General features: G+C 48.2%; 16 protein-coding genes and 1 other RNA gene. 14 read left to right on the top strand and 3 right to left on the bottom strand.

Features of this window, described 5'->3' with window-relative positions; all coding sequences use genetic code 11:
• Window positions 1-123: 123 nt before the first annotated feature.
• The 7 genes from ssrA to ACYX4J_RS02740 all read left to right on the top strand — a co-directional run bounded on the left by ssrA (window position 124) and on the right by ACYX4J_RS02740 (window position 4,883).
• Window positions 124-513, top strand: a transfer-messenger RNA (tmRNA) gene (gene ssrA / locus ACYX4J_RS02770).
• Window positions 514-698: 185 nt separating this feature from the next.
• Window positions 699-1,928, top strand: coding sequence for a tyrosine-type recombinase/integrase (locus ACYX4J_RS02765; RefSeq protein WP_476177854.1), 1,230 nt, complete (start codon window positions 699-701; stop codon window positions 1,926-1,928).
• Window positions 1,929-2,034: 106 nt separating this feature from the next.
• The gene (locus tag ACYX4J_RS02760; RefSeq protein WP_476177853.1) at window positions 2,035-2,718 is read left to right on the top strand and encodes a hypothetical protein; all 684 of its coding nucleotides are present in this window, start codon (window positions 2,035-2,037) and stop codon (window positions 2,716-2,718) included.
• 128 nt (window positions 2,719-2,846) lie between these two features.
• Complete coding sequence (locus tag ACYX4J_RS02755; protein WP_476177852.1) at window positions 2,847-3,071, top strand: helix-turn-helix transcriptional regulator; 225 nt, start codon at window positions 2,847-2,849, stop codon at window positions 3,069-3,071.
• Between the two features lie 13 nt (window positions 3,072-3,084).
• Window positions 3,085-3,453 (top strand): hypothetical protein, encoded by a 369-nt coding sequence (locus ACYX4J_RS02750; protein WP_476177851.1) that lies wholly within the window; start codon window positions 3,085-3,087, stop codon window positions 3,451-3,453.
• The gene (locus ACYX4J_RS02745) at window positions 3,453-4,055 is read left to right on the top strand and encodes a hypothetical protein (RefSeq protein ID WP_476177850.1); all 603 of its coding nucleotides are present in this window, start codon (window positions 3,453-3,455) and stop codon (window positions 4,053-4,055) included. Before ACYX4J_RS02750 ends, ACYX4J_RS02745 begins: the two co-directional genes overlap by 1 nt.
• Window positions 4,056-4,253: 198 nt before the next feature.
• Window positions 4,254-4,883, top strand: coding sequence for a hypothetical protein (locus tag ACYX4J_RS02740; protein WP_476177849.1), 630 nt, complete (start codon window positions 4,254-4,256; stop codon window positions 4,881-4,883).
• A gap of 292 nt (window positions 4,884-5,175) precedes the next feature.
• Here the strand turns inward: ACYX4J_RS02740 and ACYX4J_RS02735 are convergent, their stop codons facing one another.
• Entirely contained in the window at window positions 5,176-6,078 is a 903-nt protein-coding gene (locus tag ACYX4J_RS02735; RefSeq protein WP_476177848.1) for a putative phage abortive infection protein, read from the bottom strand.
• 484 nt (window positions 6,079-6,562) lie between these two features.
• Window positions 6,563-7,438, bottom strand: coding sequence for a hypothetical protein (locus ACYX4J_RS02730; RefSeq protein WP_476177847.1), 876 nt, complete (start codon window positions 7,436-7,438; stop codon window positions 6,563-6,565).
• Window positions 7,439-8,229: 791 nt separating this feature from the next.
• Here ACYX4J_RS02730 and ACYX4J_RS02725 point away from each other — a divergent pair.
• From ACYX4J_RS02725 to ACYX4J_RS02710, 4 genes are all read left to right on the top strand, one after another.
• A complete protein-coding gene (locus ACYX4J_RS02725) occupies window positions 8,230-8,649 on the top strand; it encodes a hypothetical protein (RefSeq protein ID WP_476177846.1) in 420 nt (139 codons plus the stop codon).
• Between the two features lie 238 nt (window positions 8,650-8,887).
• Complete coding sequence (locus ACYX4J_RS02720; RefSeq protein ID WP_476177845.1) at window positions 8,888-9,427, top strand: hypothetical protein; 540 nt, start codon at window positions 8,888-8,890, stop codon at window positions 9,425-9,427.
• A complete protein-coding gene (locus ACYX4J_RS02715; protein ID WP_476177844.1) occupies window positions 9,424-9,618 on the top strand; it encodes a hypothetical protein in 195 nt (64 codons plus the stop codon). The genes ACYX4J_RS02720 and ACYX4J_RS02715 overlap by 4 nt, the downstream gene beginning before the upstream one ends.
• Before the next feature lie 109 nt (window positions 9,619-9,727).
• Window positions 9,728-10,426 carry a hypothetical protein gene (locus tag ACYX4J_RS02710; protein ID WP_476177843.1) on the top strand — a complete coding sequence of 233 codons (699 nt, stop codon included), beginning with the start codon at window positions 9,728-9,730 and terminating at the stop codon, window positions 10,424-10,426.
• Window positions 10,427-10,512: 86 nt separating this feature from the next.
• Here ACYX4J_RS02710 and ACYX4J_RS02705 read toward each other — a convergent pair whose 3' ends face one another.
• Complete coding sequence (locus ACYX4J_RS02705) at window positions 10,513-11,565, bottom strand: competence protein CoiA family protein (protein WP_476177842.1); 1,053 nt, start codon at window positions 11,563-11,565, stop codon at window positions 10,513-10,515.
• Between the two features lie 2,381 nt (window positions 11,566-13,946).
• On the opposite strand from ACYX4J_RS02705, the gene ACYX4J_RS02700 reads away from it, so the two are divergent.
• From ACYX4J_RS02700 to ACYX4J_RS02690, 3 genes are all read left to right on the top strand, one after another.
• Entirely contained in the window at window positions 13,947-17,630 is a 3,684-nt protein-coding gene (locus ACYX4J_RS02700) for a S8 family peptidase (RefSeq protein WP_476177841.1), read from the top strand.
• Between the two features lie 14 nt (window positions 17,631-17,644).
• Window positions 17,645-17,920: a hypothetical protein gene (locus ACYX4J_RS02695; protein ID WP_476177840.1), complete on the top strand. Its 276-nt coding sequence runs from the start codon at window positions 17,645-17,647 to the stop codon at window positions 17,918-17,920.
• A 764-nt stretch (window positions 17,921-18,684) separates the two neighbouring features.
• The gene (locus ACYX4J_RS02690; RefSeq protein WP_476177839.1) at window positions 18,685-19,137 is read left to right on the top strand and encodes a nucleoside deaminase; all 453 of its coding nucleotides are present in this window, start codon (window positions 18,685-18,687) and stop codon (window positions 19,135-19,137) included.
• Window positions 19,138-19,731: the final 594 nt, after the last annotated feature.

The raw sequence follows: 19,731 nt of genomic DNA, 5'->3' as shown, positions 1-19,731 counted from the left end.
TAAGCCCTCCCTCAAAGCGCCTGACTAAAGCGACTCTGATCGCTCAAATGCCAATTACATAAAATTTATTGCTAACGTGAATTTTGAGGTATACTTAGGTGACACACATGAGTGTTTCTTATCGGGGATGACTTGGATTCGACGCCGGTTACGAAACCTTGGGTGCATGCCGAGATGGCAGCGAATCTCGTAAATCCAAAGCTGTATTTTATTAGTTGCCAACGACGACAACTACGGTGCCCAACTCGCTGCGTAAGCAGCTTGTGAAGCGCTAACTAAGGGTTCGTCCCTTAGCAGTCTTCAGCAAGGTTCCAGTATCGCGCTGTAGACTGTTATACAGAACTGGATCGCCGCAAGCCATACCCGTGGGTAAGCGGTTAAACAAATTTCGGGATCGCCCTATACGTCCTGACCGCCGGGCTGTAATGGGTTAAATCAATAGACGGAGCTAAGCATGTAGAGCCTCTGGCAGAGTGCTGACGGACGCGGGTTCGACTCCCGCCATCTCCACCAAATTGCTGTCTCAGACAGCCCACGAAAGCCCCGCAAACCTAGTGTTTCCGGGGTTTTTGCTTATCTGGACCATCCCAGTTAATCTAAGCTAACCCGTCCAAATCCAGCCTCAAGTGGACGGGTTATTGGACGGGTTGATAGCAGTGCCACCGTCCAACCCGTCCAAAATCCATGGAAGGTGAGCTATGCCGCTGTCTGACACCAAGGTCCGCGCCCTCAAGCCACGCGACAAGAAGTACATCGAGTCCGATGAGAAAGGGCTGGCAATCGAAGTGACCCCGACCGGGGCCAAGCGTTGGGTATTCCGTTTCCGCCTGCATGGCAAACGCCCAGAAATGGCACTCGGGCTCTACCCAGATGTAAGCCTGAAGCGTGCCCGTGAAATCCGGGATGAAGCCCGCCAGCATGTAGCCGAAGGTGTCGACCCTCGCGATATAAAACGCGCCCGCAAAGAGTCCGCCCTGGAAGCCAATCGCAACAGCTTCGCCGCCGTTAGTGATGAGTGGTTCGCCGCCAAGATGGCGCACCTATCCAGCTCATCAAAGGACCGCGCCACCCTCGCACTAGAGCGTGACCTAAAGCCCTATTTGGGTAAGCGTCCTATCTCCGAGATAGGCCCGCCGGAAGTGCTGCGGTGCCTGCGCCGTATCGAAAGCCGGGGAACCCTGGAGACTGCCCACCGGGTAAAGCGAGTAGCCAGCCAAGTTTTCCGCTTTGCCGTGGCCACCGGAAGGGCCGACCGCGACCCCACGACAGACCTGACCGGCGCGCTCACCCCCACCAAGAAGAAACATCTGGCAGCTATTACTGACCCCACTGAAGTTGGGCGCCTGCTAACCGCCATAGAGGAATACCAAGGCACCCCAGTAGTGAGAGCCGCCCTCAAACTATCCCCTCTCCTATTCTGCCGCCCTGGAGAATTGCGCAAACTGGAGTGGGCCGAAATTAACTGGGAGGCCAAGCAAATAGAGCTGCCCAGCGAAAAAATGAAAATGGGCCAGCCACATATCATCCCGCTGGCAGAGCAATCTCTAGCGCTACTGCAAGAACTGGAGCCGCTAACAGGCCGTGGCAAATATGTTTTCCCATCAGCCAGAGGGCAAAGCCGTCCACTCTCCGATAACGGCGTGAGAACCGCACTCAGGTCACTGGGCTATGACAATGAAACCATGACTGCCCACGGCTTCCGCGCTATGGCTCGCACCCTGCTGGATGAAGTTCTGGGCTTCCGTGTGGATTACATAGAACACCAGCTGGCCCATGAAGTGAAAGACACGCTGGGACGCGCTTACAATCGTACAAAGCACCTAGAGCAGCGGGCAGCAATGATGCAGAAGTGGGCGGATTACCTGGATAGCCTTAAAGCTGGCGAAAAAGCAGGGAATGTCATCGCAGCGAACTTTAGTAATCGATAACGGACAATCGAATTTCAGCGCCTAGGGTAGCTCCCGAAAAGCCGCAACCCTTAGCGGCCTGGTGCTGAATCTAATCAGGGATTTCTCTTTTAAAGGGAGAGAGAAAGTGACACTAGAGACGTTAACTCAAGCTAATGACCCGGAATTCCTATGGGGAGGATTAGAGCAGTATTTAAAAACACCTTTCTGGCATAAAAGCCAAGTTCCGTTCCTATTAGTAGGGTTATGCCCGAAATACAGTGATATGAATTACATTTTTTTACCTGGTCGTACGGCTGTATTTCCGAGTGGCCGAAGGTACTGTCCTGAAGACTTAGACCCTGACAGTTGGGCCTTTGATACCGAACCAGACCCGAAGTATAAAGAAGTTGAAGAGGCCTTCGAGCGAGCTAATAGCCTGTGGAAGTGCCAAGAATTGCCCCTAAATGTGGGCGGGGATTATTATTTAATCCAAGATTGTCTCAAGTGGGCAAAGACACATGACTTCGATGTCCCTTGGCTTAACTGGGCAATAGCTAGTAAGCATTTATCAGAAGATTTATCCCCCACTCCTCCGAACTGCGACCACCCAGCAAAAGACCCCTCCCACCCGGATTATGCACCGGAACTACATGCAGCACTTGAGGTGTGGGAATCACTATATCTTAAAGGTGAGAAACCGGAGCACCTTGAGCACAGCCCGTCCGCTGGGTACTGGCTTAATAAAAATAGGCAAGAAATGGGAGCATCGCAGAAAACACGCATTACCCGCGTAGCGAATCCCGGAAAAAACAAAAACTCCGGCAAGTAAAACGCCCATTTTATGGGGTGACACCTCAGAGGTGACACCACAATTTCATGTGACACCTCTGGACTGACACCCACCTCTTTTACATATCTTCCGTATCAGCCTCAACAAACCCATAGGAGAGCTGATACGTGCAGACCAACCTATCCAACCAACACTCAATAAATCCTTCCGCCATGTACCGGGCTCGAGATTGCGCCCAGTTTTACTCCATTGGTTTATCCACCTGGTGGAATTGGACCAAAACAGGCAAGGCCAAACGCGGCACAAAGTTAGGGCCAAAAACCACCGTATGGGAGGGAGCCTACTTGCTTGAGCTGAAGCAAAAACTAATCACTGAAGCTGAAAGCTGCTAAGAGGGAGATAACTATGGAAATAATCAGAACCGCCCCGGCAGAGAGCGGCCCCGACACACAACATAAGCCCGGCAATATTAACAACAACACCCAAACCACAGAACACTCAGCCAGTAAGATTTGGCGCCCCCTATCACCCCGCCAGGCACGAGCACTGGAAATATTGCTCACTGGCCCATACAGCCGGGAAAAGCTCGACAGAGTGACGGGGGCCAGCAATGGCCCGAATGTAATCATGCAGCTCAGAAAGCGGGGCATAAGTATTCAGTGCCGCATGGAGGGCCACATAGACCGCGATGGTATTGCGGGGCGGCACGGCGTTTACTGGTTGCCTGATAGCGAGCGCCTGCGTATCGACTCCCTTAAATTGCTGGGGGGCTAATGGCTGAATCTGCTAGAGAGCTTTTGCAATGGCTTCTAGCGCGCGGTGATGGTATAGCGGTCGATAATGGCCGCCTTACCTTAACCCCTGCCAGTGGCCGCCCTGTGCCCGCTGAGTGGCTTTCCGAGCATGAGCGGCCCCTTATCACCGAGGCAGCCCGTTTAGCTGGTATGGAGCCCCTGGAGTATATCGGCCATTCAGTGGGAAATTACGGCCCCCGCAAAGATGGGGGTGTCACTATCCAATTCCGCAGCCTTATCGATGGGCGCGACTGGTATGCAATATTCAATGCTTACACAACGCGAGCCCGCACCACCAAGCATGGCAAAGCCGGGAGCCCTCTACCCAAAGGGCGCTTCCGAATGGGCAAGCGCTCTAGTTTCTTAAAGTTCTGGAATCGCACCGGGCAGAAGATGCCAAAGAGCCTCGACGCCTTTAGCGATTACATGGGCAAATTACGGAGCCAAATATTTACTGGGCATCAGTCAAAAGGCGAACGCTTGGAAGCCGCAACGCTTGCGCCACTCTGTATTGAGCAACAGGAATTGGCAGCCCACTACCATGTGAATATTCCGGGTAAAGTCCGGGTAACTTCCGGGTAACTTCCGGGTTAATTCCGGGTAAGGTCCGGGTAAATGTTCCGGGTAAGGAATTGGCTCACCCCCAACAACCACGGGACCTACAGCCAAATCAAACTACGGGTGATGCAAACTACGGTAATACGGTAATAAGGGAACACGGGTATAAGGGAATACCCATATCCCCCCAAGAACAATCTAATGAGGAGTGGTTAGCCAGTTATGAAAGCACCGGGTAATTTAAATAATCAAAGCACTCCACCCAAAATTGGACAGCCAAACATCACAGTAAAATATTGGCAGGCCATTCGACGCACAGCATTGAAAGGCTTTACACTGGGCAAGCATACTGGATGCGTTGCGGCAAAATCCGTAACCGGGATTGGAACCCCGAAACTATCAGGCGCCCCGAAGCCGCCTACCCTGTATGCGGTTTTTTTGTGCCCAGACCTCTATGGTCTCACCCTGTTATGGTGGGCTTTCTGGGGGGCCTTGTGCCCGCCGTTCCTGATAGCGGTAGTTCCAACCCAGTCAGCCCGCCGCCCAATTGAGATTGGAACCTCAAGGGCAGCGGCTCACCCAATATCAGGAGCCCAGACCATGGCAAACCAAGCCCCTGCTGTATCTATCCCTCAAGCCGATAACCTTATTGTTCGCTCACTCGACCTCGCAAATCTCAGCCTGAAATCACTGAGCAAGCTGCGCACCCTCTTTCACAGCATCAGCCAGGTTTCCGAAAAGAACACCACTAGCCAAGAGCTGGCCGTTATCGGCGCCCACCTTGCCGATGAGTGGGCAAACCTAATCGATTGTGAACGGGAAGACTTGGAGCGCCTGGATGGCAAGCAGTAAGCGTGGGGGCTGCTTACGCTCAAATTATTAAGAAATATTAGGGTGGTATCGAGAGTGAGCAGCCTCAGCAGGGGTGCAGAGTGATTGAGATGCCTTCCTGGCTACATAAAATTACTGAGAAATACTGAGGTGACATCTTAGTTCCGCTGAGGCGGCTCCCAAGGCCAATAAAACGGCTCATGGGGCCACAGAGGCCCTCTCAGTAGAGTAATGTCACATGAGCATTCAGCCGGGAATAGTAGCCCTGCGAAGAATTAGCCTAGGAGGCCACTGGAAAATTTCTATTTAGCCTCTAAAAGGGCATTTCGGCCTCTTTAGGAATGGACTGATAAGCCTCAGATAACTGCTGGTTCGTTTTCAACTGCCCCCCATATGCCTCCATATCGTAAAGTGAAACACAAGGCTTTAATTCATCACCCGCCGACATGGGGTCAAATTCAGAAAACAAAGAGTGCCGTTCAGCCAAGGCCCTAAACTCCAACCCTTTACTCAAATACAGCCCCCAATAGAAAAGTAGTGCAAATTCATCGTGAGATATCTGAGACTTAACTGTTCGAATATATATTTCTTTCTCTTTGGTATCACTCTCATCAATAAACTTTAGGATATTAGTTATACCGGCAAAGTAGTGCTCAACTTTGTAGCTCTTAAGAGTGTCCATAACAGCTTTTTCAATTGCATCAGCTGGAGTAGTGGAATCATTCAAGCTCTTTTTAAATATAGTGTTCAATCCACGATACACTTTCGTAAGGTAAGCACGCCCTTTAACAAAGGATGTCGAGTTTTCCCTCCCATAACTCAAGCTTTCTATAACATCATTATGAAACTTTATTAGCTGGAAAAAAGTATGCTCGAAATTCTGTCTTTTTAAAGATTCACTTTGTTCCTTTAGAGCATCTGCTGAGTTTCTAAGCTCCTTAGTAGAGTTGCTTAATTCCTCACTCTGCATTGAGATTGTAAGCAAAAGAGCCAAAAGCCCCGTAAAACCAAAAATAGGGTTCAGGACCCCACCCATGAAGTCTCCAAAGGCGCCCCAGACACTATTATCAGTGGATAGTCCTCCGTTAAACGTGAATGCGTACATCACCCCAGCGCAAACGGCAATGATGAGTGACACTACAATTAACCGCTTGAAATCTCTAATGAGTGACTGCCATTTTGGAGACGTATCTATCTGATTGGTATCTACTTCCATTCTGAGAACTCCCTTACTAATCAGCTATACCTTTATTTATGACATAAACGCCCCTAGTCTTGAGGCTTGTTTACATCACTTGCCACAAGAAAACAGATATGTGGCATGTGTGCCAGAAACCCAGAGGTTAATCCGGATGTGGAACCGTGTCGATTTGCCTGACTCATTAAAACAATCAAAGGGAAGATTTTTGCAGCTCAATTAGCAAGCCCGGGACATGATATGTACGAACGTGTCAATAATGGTATTCGTACGTAATTTTTACTGAGAAATATTGAGGCGCTTCCTGAGCGTTACTGAGGCGGACCAACACATCTAGACCTTCAGGGCCAGCAAAGCAGCTCAGAGGGCCGCAGAGGCCCTTTCAGAAGTGAGTATGCATTTGCTTCATGCACTTCGGAGTTTGCGAGCAGTAAGCGTACGAAGCATAAAGCGTGGCTCTCGCAAGCAATATTACCCTTCTAGAGTTGCAAGTAGCCCAACTCTAATGACCTTCCTTACCACCTTTTAAGTCACGTATGTGTACATCTACTCTTTCGGTCAGCTCCTGGCACATACCCATTAATTCATTGATAGATTCACTTGAAACCAACACTTGTTTTCCGCTCTTGTCATACCCTGCCCTATGGGCGCAATCATGGCGAGTTTCAACAGCCTTAAAAAGCCAATCTATCTTTCCGAAGTCAAAACCAAGCACTTTAAGGTACATTTTTCGAACAACATCAAATTTATGAAATATCAGCGAGTTAAGGTGATTGGCAACCGTTACATTAAGCCTTTCATGCTCTAAATATATTTCACTGAAGGTGAACTTATCCTTTTTGAATTGTGGTGTAGTTTCGACTAACTTTCTAAGCAGCTCTTTTGAACTTGTGACCTCATGTATAAAAACCGAAGAAACATAACGTTCCAGCGCGGCAATAACATGAGCATGAAGCATTACGAGCAGGTTGAATCTTGTTTCCCCTTGTAAGTCAACTTGCAAGAGGTCTCTCGTAGACTTCAAGTGAGCATTGAAGGTTTCGAGCTGAGTTGATTCTGACTCAGAAAGCTCCCACTCAAGTTCTTGCGTATCAAGTAAGTCCCATCCTTCATCATCCTCAAATGTACCTACAGGAATCTCTATACGTCCATCAGTACCGCAATCAAATGAATCATGCAGCTTTTTCAGAACTTCTTCATCACATCCATCATCAAGCACCATCCAATGACAGTAGAGAAATCCATCATCATTCCTGTCTTCCTCTATGTCATACTCGAGTAATTCTAGCTCCTCAGGTGAAATACCCAAATAATTAGCAAGCTTTTCATTTACTTCGGATGACTGTTTTTCGAACAGCATCTCTTTTGCAATTCCCAACTTCCTACTCCACAAATTGAAAAAGATATTTAACCCACCCCACCCTATACCCCTGCTCATCCATCGGGTGCGCTCAAGACTGAAATATATTTATGGGGACGAATTACAGTTTTGCGACCAAAATATTCAAAAGACTTCACGTATGCATTAAGACCGGAGCGGGCACGCTACGTATCCCGTAGGCGTAAGCTGAAATACCCATGCTTTGGCGAGAATGAAGGTTTTCTGCAAGTTAATGGAGAGTTTACCTCCATACATTGGACTATCGTGCGGAGTGCACCCTAAAAATACCTGAGCCCTCCACCGGCCAGACCCGAAATCTCAGTCCTTTTTAGGACTGAAAAAATAAATAATCGCAGAGGTGTCTCCCTGCCCTCCCAGGGCCTGCTTATCTAGGGGCACCAATCAATGCCCCCCAACGGAGTTTTGCGACCAGTACGCGCGGGGGAGTAGCTAAAGGCGGTTATTGAATAGCGCTGACAGGATGAACTGCCTAGATAGGTTTCTGTTCCTGGCCGAAATACCATGGCTATCTGTAATCCTGACTAGAATGAAGGTTTTTCGGAAGTCATCTGTGGCGGTTGATTGCACTTATCGACCGCTTTCAAGGTAGGGGGTCATGTCTGACATGCCATTGATATTTATGGTAAATCACAAGATGAAGCCAAAGAGTTTTGAGGGATGGCTCTAGCCTAGCTACCGGCAACAACTAGACATCCTCAGAAGTGAGGTCCTACTTGGAATGCTATTGGTATGGGTGCAGCTAGAATCTGAAAGGAGCCAATAAAGCCATGAAAAAGGTCTACACCTTCTTGGCCATAGCTGCATCAACGCCTTTTATTGTTTACGGGTTGATATTCTATAAGCCGCTGAAATATGAAAAGGCGCAAGGCCTGTCAGAGGAGGATTTCAACTGCGGCCGTGGCTTTGCCCAAGTTGTACATGACAATCCTATCGAAAGGATTCCCCTGTATAAGGTCCTAGTAGAGAGGAGGGAAAAAACAGGCTTGATGGCCACCTCATACTTTTTCTGGGGTGGGGTATACCGAGAGATATACATCGAGGAAGATTGCAGTGGTACAAGAGCAAAGCCAATCTACTGCAGCACCCTGCGCGAGCAGAAACCTATGAGGTTTCGACAGATGTTGGCCGTCCAACGCAAGTATCGAGCAAAAATGCCGGCGCCCTACCACCCCCATGGTCTGAGTTAGGCTTCACATCTTGGTTTCAACTACCTAGAGCCTAGAAGTGGTGAAAATACCAAATTCCCAGTAGCTATTGTTTCACCACTCAGCGCTATAGCAATTTCGTACGCCCGCTCCAGTCAACTTATTGGCGTCATTTTCTACCGAACTTATCTTCTACAGGCCCTACAATCCCGCGCCAGGACAAGAATGAACTTCCTATATCCCATGCATGGGGTTTATCAGTTAGCAGCAAGGAGGACAAATGCTAGCGACTCATAGTGATGCAGAATCACGATACGAATCATATCGTCAAATAGTCCGGGAGCATGTTAAAGAAGCCATCCCCTATGGAGATGCAAGCCAAATACATCTTTCAGGATTAGATTCCAGGGCAATCAATCAAGCGAAGCTGTGGGACACCATTCCAGAGCGTAGAACCAACTTCGACTGGGAGACCGATACAAGAATTTACAGGAAGATGTACCCTAAGCGCTTTGAGTTAGCTATTTGGTATCAAAACCGTCTCGAATCCCTTTCTCTTGGACGTCCATCATTCAAAGGAACAAGGCTACGCCTAGAACTAATTGAGCGGGTTGCCGGATATAGTATGCTCAAGGGCAGAAGCTTCGCTATTACCGAGTTAGCCTTGATTGCGTACGCCAACCTACTAGGTGCTGATGAGATTCGTATAATGCAGCCCATAAATGCGGCCGTAAGAGACTTTTACGTACAGAAGGGCTATAGCTATATACCATCAACAGGTGCCCGCCATTTCCCTGACTACTGCGTGAAAAAGATATGAAGAAGTCCAATGATTTCAATGAAAGAATGAAGAGGATGAAGTCTTCCATCAAGGAAAATAAGCATATCCTTGAGGGTGACACCCTTGATGATGTCACCATCATTGGAAATCCAGACCTTATTAAAGACCCTAAAATTTTGGATGAACAGGAAGCCGAAGAGGACAAGACATGTCAGAAAAGCAAGAAGTAAAATCAATGCAAGAGGCTAAAGAGAGACTGAAGGACTTGGTCACTCCTGAAAAGCTGGCAATACGCCCCAAGTCAGTTGATTCCGCCACCAAACAAAGACCGCGGGATAAGTGATTAAGATAAGCAGCCTCGGTCATGAGCAACAAAAAGCAAAGGCAGCCTTCGACCCCGGAGAAATCAGGAAAAAGGCAAAGCAAATTTTCCGAGAGAACCCAATCCACGTAGAAAATGAGCCTCTCGTTATAGGTTTGCCAAGCATGCTAACGGCGGAATTCTATCAAGTATTTGAAGATGACAATAACTACATGACCGTCTACTTGGACCCTGATGAGGTTGAAGATAAGCGCGGTGATGATGATTTCACTATCTTCACAACTCCCCAAACCTACGCAAGCGACTGGGTGCCACTGGAGTTGAGCATTAAAGCCTGTGACTCCCCTCCCGTGATTCCCACAATATCTACATGGCTTAACTACCTTGTGCTGCACGAGTCAGCGTACAAGGCCCTTGAGGGTATTCTGGGCCCATTCGGGGAGTTTCTGTCTTGCACCTATCAGGGAGCCAAGTTCTATCTGTTTAACCCACTTACAATCGCTGAAGACCTCGACGCTGTAGTGCCAGGCTCTGTCACGAAAGATGACGGCTTGCTCGCAAGCATTGCTTTTGATGAGGAAAAGTTAAAAGACGTTCCGGTATTTAGGACCAAAGAGTCATATATCTGTATCTATTGCACCGAGACGTTTAAGAACACTGTTGAGTCTGAAAAGCTTAACGGCCTACTGTTCAGCACCAACCTTACTCACTACTAGTCAGCCTAACGACCATCTAGCAGACCCAATCGGTGAAGGCTGCAACAGCCGCAAGATATGGGCCTTAGCCTGAGAATACCTGAGCTTCATTTTTTTGCTGAGACACCACAGTTCAGGCATGTTTTTACAGTGCGTGCCCCATCACAGTCATGACACGTAGTCCTGGTATATTCGTTTGGAGAACAAGAGGAGCACTTCTGAACAACAAGTTTATGCTTACAAACTGGACAGTAGCTTTGAGTATTAGGCCATTCACCTTCTAATAACCGTCTTCTAGATTCTTTTTCTTTTCTTTCTTCTTCTTGAACCCTTCTTCTCATTGCTTCATGAGTATACTTATCACTAGGAACTTTAGGGGGGGTAACTCCCTGATGCGCGCGTGTCCCAATATAATTATTTACGCGCTTTGATGTTCGGCTTCGTTCGCGGAACATATTTTTCAAATAAGCTATCTCATTATCAAGTCTTACATTTAGGGTCTCTCTTAGCTCATCAAGCTTCCTCTCTTTTCTTTTGTGATTGAGCCATCCTTTAGCTACAGCCTCTTCAGTTACCCATCTCCACATAGCAGCCTTATAGGTAATTCCGCTAAATTCTTTACTTTTTAGTGAAGATAGATAGCTTGACACGTCAAGCTCCAAGTGGCCTGACACTTTATCAGGATAATCATCAAGGCTTATTGCCACACGCTCTCTGTGTGTGATATCGAGAAGCAGCTTATGATTTTGTATCGTTGCTATGAGCGTATACGGAATCGAAAACTCTTTGTACTCACTCACTGAATTGGTTGAGGCTTCAGTTACTTCGATTGAATCACTACAAGTAACTCCATCTTTATTCAGGCTCAAAAGCTCCTTATATGCTGGAAGCGCTAGAGGTTCATTCTTCGCGCCAAGAAGCATCTGCCTTAGCATTTGCGCACAAACCAATTCGAAAGATAGCTTGCATTCCTTTTCAGCCACCACTTCAGCGCGGCTATCATGGGCAAAGTGCCACTCCACCTTTTCACCACGTCGAGCGATAACGCTCTGCCCACAAGAGGGACAGACACAATTACAACTGCGTCCACGCGGCACATCTTCAACACCACAAAGTTCGCCACTTTCCCTATTTATCGCAAATGGTATTAGTGTACTCATAATCCTATGACTCATAATCCCTTATCTGTCGCCAATTATTACAAATAAGCTCATCTTGAAACTACAGCTGGGAAACCTGAATCTTGGCTCTTTTTATGGACTAAAAAAACTAGGCACCATCAAGGGGAAGATTTTTCCACAATCAGTTGCCTCGCCTTATCTGAGGGCTCTCTCACTGCCAGGACGGTTTATGCGGGGTCAGACCGGAACAGGACACCAGCACAAAGAGGAGCAGCGCTCACCTGTTGACAAATGTTGACATCAGCGAAGGTTTTGTTCGCGTCAGTACGGGGCTCAGGGAAGCCTTCCGGCGCATACCACATTGGGCCAACCAGGGGCACAACAGAGCTAGGTAACTGACGCGCCAAACTGGGGTTACTTTGCTCTAGTGGACGGGTTTATTGACGGGTTTTGAAAAGCAGAAAATATTTAATCTTTATTTATCAATTGGTTATAGCTATTTTTCGACTCCCGCCATCTCCACCAAATTGTTGTCTCAGACAGCCCTATTCATTCAGAGGGACTAGAAAAATAAGAAAATCAGTATGGAACTCCAGCATTTATGAGTTACCCAGAGCCGTTAAACATGACTTCTTGATCAAATTTGCCCTAAACATCGGTGATGATCAGCTTATCGAGAACATCAAACAGTTTCTTACCGGTTATAGAAAGGAGCACCCCATCAAGCAACCTCTAGTAGGGAATAGGAGAGAAAAAATACTGAGAGGCGTTCGAGCACAAAAGGAAATTCTCCATCAGACCTTAATATATTCTTCAATACAGAGGAAAACGTCGCGGCAATCTTGACTAAAAATGCCCCTAATTTTTATAGGCGCTCCAAATGATTAGAAAAGGGACTCGTGAATGCAAAAAGTTCCTTTCCTGACTTGCCATTACAATAAAGCTAACTAATCGCTCGCGAAAATGCCGCCAAGCATTATGACACCAAGACTAGATAATATAGGATATAGCCATTTCGACTAATTTTTGCTATTTCTGGTCAAAGCACTCAGGAATAATCATGCTCACGGAAATTAACCGGTACTGGAAAACTAACTTTTTGGTGCTGAGCCTCTTGATCAACTTGCCCCATCAGACCCACTACTACGCTCAAAAGCGGCCCCGGATAGGCCTTAATCTCACTTTCTGAGACTATTATTCTGACAAAAAATGATACGTCAGCACCCCAATCGCCTTCTCATCAGTTTACTTATTCTGAAACAAGTGGAAAGTGTGAGTTACGAGCATTATATGCTTCAATGGAAACGCCCCACTACCAAGCCTTCTGTGATTTATAGTTTTTCCAGAGTAAAGCCCCCTACCACTCCATAGAATTGGTACATTTTCGCAGCCGCACTGGTAGTTTCAGTATTGAAAAAACTTTCAAGATACCGGTGTAAACCCAAACCAACCCTATTGAAATTGAAATCGCAAATAGCGATACCACAGTACTAGATAATTTTATTTAAGACTTACCCATCTGATGATAAACTCGCGATCAATATTATTAAATACCTTTTATAAAAAGTTAAAAATAATGATTTTCAACAGCGCCGAACCTATGCACAGGAAAAATAACTTAAACTAAATTTATCTCCTCACATCAAGAAGCGCTGAAACCAGAAAAATTATAAAATGCCAGCATACTATAGTAGGCATTCTTTTGCGGATATTGAGAAGAAAATTTCTGGAGTCTTTTATATACCTGTCAGGGTGGTTTCCACCATCTAAACGTGTCTTGAAAAAGCAGAAAAATTATAAAAAAAATCTATAGTTTACACACATCACAGGTGTACTGTATCACCTAGGGCAAGGGTCTTAAAGCATATAAATATGACAGCAAGCTTCTACTTTCTCTACCTTGAAAAATAGCATTACTCTAATTACTGTGAATCACCACGAAAACATTCAAGGCAGCAAGAACTTAAATTAAGTGATTAGCAACGTCAGAGAGTCCTAGGTTGAATAGGCCATATGTGATCAGGACTATCGAAAAAGGCGATGGCCCAGGTGCGACAATAGTTTTGGCCAGACTTTTACTGAAAAAAATAATCACTACCAGTGAGAAAAGAGGGGAAAAATGTTGGCATTGAGAAGCAACTGATCCGTTAATTGGGCTCTTAAAATCTGACTTTCTGCGACCAAGAAACTTCCTTAAAGGCGCCCTCGGTGATGTGTTCAATCTTTTCATGGCCTCATGCACCTGACATTTAAGAAAATGAATGATTAAGGTACTTTCACAGTTTTTTAAGCCTTAAACTCACGCTCGCTGACAATATGGCTCTTTTGCATACGCCTTGAAAGCTGAAAATCCATGCTCCCCCGTAATAGAGATGAGTGTTTGTTTCTTTAGGGTCGACTACTTAAAAAGGAGGTTAACTATGCGTGTAAAACCGATTCTGCAGTATCTGACAGTGACCACTTTGGTTGCATTACTGCAGCCCGCGGCAGCCGACCCGGGGGAAAAAGCTTCAGAGCCTCACTCTCTGCAATTGAGCGTTTCCCCCGAAGGCCTGCCTAGGGCAGAGAGCAACAGGCAAACCAGGCCGGAGGTTATCAGATATCGTTCAGATGAAGAGGTGCGCATTATCATCGAACTGCACGGACCTTCCGCTGCGGAGCAAGCTGGCTTGCAAGCATCGGACGCTGTCGGCACACAGCGGGATATGCGCGCTTTCGCCGCCCGGCAACAGGAGCTAGGTCTGCACCAGCAACAAATGGTCGCCAAACTTCAACAACACAAACTGATTTCAAGCCACCGCCACCGCTTCACTCGTGCAGTCAACGCTATCAGCGCAACCGCCAGGGTGGATCTGCTGCCCGCTATTGCCGCCATGCCTGAGGTGCGCGCCGTAACGCGAGACCGGCAGGTACGCGCTTTTCAGACCGGCAGTCCACAGCAGGTACGCGCCCCCGAGGTATGGGCTATGCGCGACGTGCAGGACAGGGCCATCAAAGGACATGGAACCAGCATTGCTATTATCGATACCGGTATCGATTACACCCACGAAGATCTGGGAGGCTGTTTCGGCAGCGGTTGCCGCGTGGCTGGTGGCTACGATTTCGTGAACGGTGATAGTGATCCGATGGATGACGACTTCCATGGCACCATGGTGGCCGGCGTGGCTGCGGCGGTGGCACCCGAAGCCAAGCTCTACGCCTACAAGGCGCTGAATAGCAATGGCTTTGGTAGCGAGAGCGACATCATCGCCGCCATTGAGGCTGCGCTGGACCCAGACGGAGATCCGCAAACGGACGACGCAGTGGACGTGATAAATCTGAGCCTGGGTGGCGCCGGTGGAAACAACTCGGCTGTGTCCGTCGCTGCCAACAATGCCATGCGCGCCGGTGTTGTAGTGGTCGCCGCCGCCGGCAACGACGGCCCCCGTCTCAACTCCATTGGCAGTCCCGGTTCCGCAGAGGAAGTAATTACCGTGGGCGCGGTGGATGGGGCGGGCAACTTGGCGGACTTCAGTTCTCGAGGCATGTTCGGTACCAGCCTGGACCTGAGCAGCAATAGCATCAAGCCGGAGATGCTCGCACCGGGTGTAGACATCACCAGTGCCAACCTGGGCGGTGGCCTCCGCACCGAATCCGGTACTTCTTTTGCCGCGCCCCATGTGGCAGGAGCCGCAGCACTACTGCGCCAGCTGCATCCTGAACTAACCAGCGCCGAGATCAAGACGCTACTGGTCAACCGCGCCTCGCAAGTGGCCGGCAAAATGGCCGAGGTGGGCAACGGGCAGCTAGATGCCTTCGCGGCTGCAAGCGCTCGTTTTCTAGTCAGCCCGCCAACTCTCTATGCAGGGCACTTTGGACAGGGCGCTCACAGCCAGAGATCCCTGCAGGTGACAATTAAAAACCTAAGCGCTCCTGTAGAATTCACAGTTGCCGACGGGGATACTTTTCCCGAGGGCGCCGACTTGGATCTTTCCACCGACCAGTTCGATTTGGAAGTGGGTTCGAGCAGAGTCGAGCTCGTCGACCTAATTGTCGATCACGGTCAGGTGCCCTACCATGAACCGCTGGAAGCCGCATACGATTCAACGCTTGAATATTTATCTGGCGATGAGCAAGTGCGCCTGCCTGTGGCCTTTCATCGCGCAGGGGTGCTAGCCATGCGTGAATCTGAAGCGCCAGGGGACCTCTGGTACTATTCTGCACATTTGTTCAATGAGAGCTGGTCTGCTTGGGGACAGCTCTCCGATTTCGAAAGTGCTGAACCAGTCCTATATATGGCGGTGCGTGACGAGCCTATCAATATTCTATTCCGTACGTACGTTTTTGCTGATGAAGAGCAGTATGACGTCTGGCACGCATTTGAGAATCGACACCCCTCGGATGGTGAATTGGTAGTGCCTGCAAGAGTTAAAGGGGCAGGTATTCCCCCTCTGCAAACAGAAAGCGGTGAGACACTCCTGTTTATGGATCAGGCACTTGAACTCACCTACCCCGAAATTCCCGAATTCGCTTTACACCTGAATTACAGTGGGGATGTGCCGATGGCAACCCTACGCAACCTATCCGACAACTTCCATGTTAACTATATGGGCCTGGCGGAAGAAGGGAGCGCCCCCCCCCAGGACCGCAAGCTGTATACGGTTAAGCACGGACAACAGGGCATGTCCGAAGATCTGCACTTCGATCTCAGTAATCCCGGTAGTGTGCAGTTGCTAATCGGCAACCCACTCTGGAATCAGGAGGGCTATGCCATAGGTTACGGGCTCCCTATGTACAAAGCATTTATTAACTGGTGGACGACACCGAGTGAGCTGACCCATAAATCATCGCTGCTTACCTTGCATGGACGCGAGGAGGATATTGCCGCTTGGCCCACATTTTTGAATTTGCATGTACCTTTAGGGGAAAATTGGACTACGGAGACCCACAGCTACGATATTTCCATTGGCCGCACGGTCTACCGCAAGCTGCGGCGTAGCGATGAAGACTTCACTATCCCCGAAGTAATACTGGAGCGGTCCAGTGGAATCATGCTTATGGGCCAGGGGCCCATGTATTTTTCCGGCGGTCTGCGCAATAACGGCGGCAATCACCGCTTGCTCCCCAGCAACAATGGCAACCTTTTTTCAAGCTGGATAATGGACAGCTGGGGAAACGGCTATAGACCAGAGTCCAAATACCGCGCCCTTTGCCTGCCCGGTGAAAGTGAATTGAGTAGCGACGACTTTATTCCAGAGTACCTTTTCTTCGCCGACAGCCAATGCACCTCGGTGCAGATGGATGTCGAATACACCACGTCTCTCGGTGAAGATGAATACACTTCCAGCGCCCGGATACAACTCAACAACCTAGACAATGCCACCGCGCCGCGCATCGCCATGCTGGAACTGCTGGACGACGGCGTAATTTCGCACTATGCGCGCCATAACGCCAAGCTGTATTTGTCCTTCGAAAGCCAATTGCCGCTCGACTCTGTGACCACCGAGATGGCGCTGAACGGGGGTGATTGGTTACCGCTGGAAACCGCACCAGAAGACGGTCGCTACCTTACCCTGCTGCCCGAAGTGTCGGAATCCTCCGTCGTCGACCTGCGCATTGCCGCCACAGACAATGCCGGCAACAGTGTTCAGAACACGATTCGCGGCGCCTTTGTACTGGGCTTAGATGCGGCAACGGTAGTGGATACCGATAATGACGGCGCTGTAGACAGCGAAGATGCCCAACCCTTTAACCCCCGCTTCCAGCAGGGATCGAGTTCCGGTGTGAAGTTTAATTCGGGAACTGCGAGCGATCTCGAGGCAAGTCCCGGCGAGAAGGATGTGGTGGTACAGGCATTTAGCCTGGAGACGGACGTGCAATCGGAACTCAACAGCCTGACCTTACAAGCATCCGGCAGCGGAGATGACGGACTGGAGATCGCCCAAGCAAAACTCTACCTGGATAAAAACAGCGACGGAGTCCTGAATGAGAGTGACACCATGCTTGCCAGCAGCAAGTTTGAAGCAGATGACAGCGAGCTGACTTTCCAAGTCGACCTGCCGGGACCGCTGGCGCTGGAGTCTGGCGTGAGCCATTTCATCGTCACTTATGATTTTGTGCAATGAAGGAGCGCAAACTAATGAACGGGAAAAGCTTCATACTCAAATCTGCGGTCTCCGCTCTGCTGCTATTAGCCCTGAGTGCTTGTGGCGGCGGGGGCGGGGGCAGTTCCAGTAGTTCCAACAGCAGCGGCAGTTCCGGTGGTTCCGGTGGTTCCGGTGGTTCCGGTGGTTCCGAATCCAAAACCTTCTCTAGCAGCATTACCGCCGTGAATATTAGCCGAAAAGATAGCGGTGATTCGCTGCCAGTATCTGGATTACCTGGTGAAGGTGCAGAAATTACGCTAAGCGAATGAATTGCTTTTGGGTATAGGGGGCTGAAAACCCTTTTTGACACCTATGAGCAAACGCCAGCTGTAGCATTCCACTTTGGATTCTGTCGCAAACTTTGCGACAGAATCCAACAATAGTCACTCTATAAGCCACCCTTATACTTTGCTCAAAGATATCTTTAGCTGTTTAGAGTTTCTTAGCCTTCTCACCACAGGTAGTTAGTACACCACAATCAAAGGCTTATTATTTCGTTAACCTGAGTAGAAACCTTATCAAAGAAGGGGCTTGGATACCCCAACTACTGGGCCAGGCCAGCTCTCAGGAGCATCAGCCAATCAGCACCCTATACAACTCGCACCTGCACAAAAATAGTCCCCAACTCCCGTAGTTTGCTCTATTGGGTAGACTCATTAACGGGCTATCAAATGCACGAAATTTTTAATTAATATTTACCAAAAAATAAAAAAATATTTTCAACCGTTAACATCTCCTCTAAAGCGAAAAAGGCCAGCCGCTAGGTTAGCCTTTTCTATCACTTGCCAGTGCTCGACTCCAAGCCCCCCTCGTCCTCACGCAAAATCTTTTCGGGTAATTCTTTCACGTTTTAGGTACTACTTAGCGATAAATTCCAGAATTAAATTTACCACCTAGGGTAAGAGCCGCACTAGTGAAAAACCCAAATCTATTAATAATAGACTTTGCCATCACCTTGGCTGTCAGTGATATATCAATAAAGCTCTACACTCTATACTTCAAGCACCCTTAAAAACTTAAATAAAGGACTGCCATGAGCAAGTCTGAGCACGAAGCGTTTATGCAAGCAGCCATTGAGGAAGCGTGCAAGGGCTTGGCCGCAGGAGGTGTTCCCACCGGCTGTGTAGTAGTGCGTGATGGAGAAATTATCGGCAGAGGCCACAATCAGCGTATCCAACAGGATAGTGTTATCAAGCATGCTGAAATGGACGCATTGGAAAAGACTGGAAGGTTACGAGCGGTCGAATATCAAAAGTGCACGCTTTATACGACCCTTTCGCCCTGCCCTATGTGCAGCGGAGCCATACGTCTATACGGCATTAGGAATATTGTTATCGGTGAAAACAAAACCTTTCAGGGAGATGAACTATTACTCAGATCTGAAGGCATAAGCCTAACCATCCTAAATAATTCTGACTGTATTAATCTTATGAATGAATTTATCCAGCAGCACCCTGAGATCTGGCATGAAGATATTGGCGAGTAAAAAATATTAAAATATTGAATGAAAGTGGAATTAAATCAAAAACAATAAAAGAATTATTTCTGTACATAGAGAGTGAGCATTCAACCCCTCGATTTTATGAGTACCCCACTATCCAAAGCCTCGCTACAGAGCGAGCTAGAAATACGTGATTAAAAGATAACCCAGCTAACACAGAGCCGGCATGCATTAGCTCAGTTTATTGGCGAACTTCTACCAGATAGGGGTTAGCTTTTTTCTTTTATCATTTAGACCAGAGTCGTGCGGGTTTCCCGTCATGAATATCGTGCCACATCGCATTTTCATCCCCACCAAAAAGCCCAGTCTTATCCGGCTCTTCAAAATCTGATAACAGCTTTTGGCACGTTATTTAGCCCTCTCCTTCCTCCGCTTTTCATATCCAAGGGAACGTTTTTGATCTGTCACACAATACTCATCCAGTAGCAATAACCTCAAGAGCAATGGATAAAACCTTTGCTGCTGCAATAGTCCCGTAACTTTTCACCGAAAGGCTCCATTTAGAACATCCCAATAACGGCGCAAAAAATGTTATCAAAAAAAAGACTTCAACATTTTCCCTGATAATGCCTTCGACTT

It is taken from the genome of Microbulbifer sp. ABM4_008, from assembly GCF_056311705.1.
This window is presented reverse-complemented; position numbering and strand designations above follow the sequence as displayed.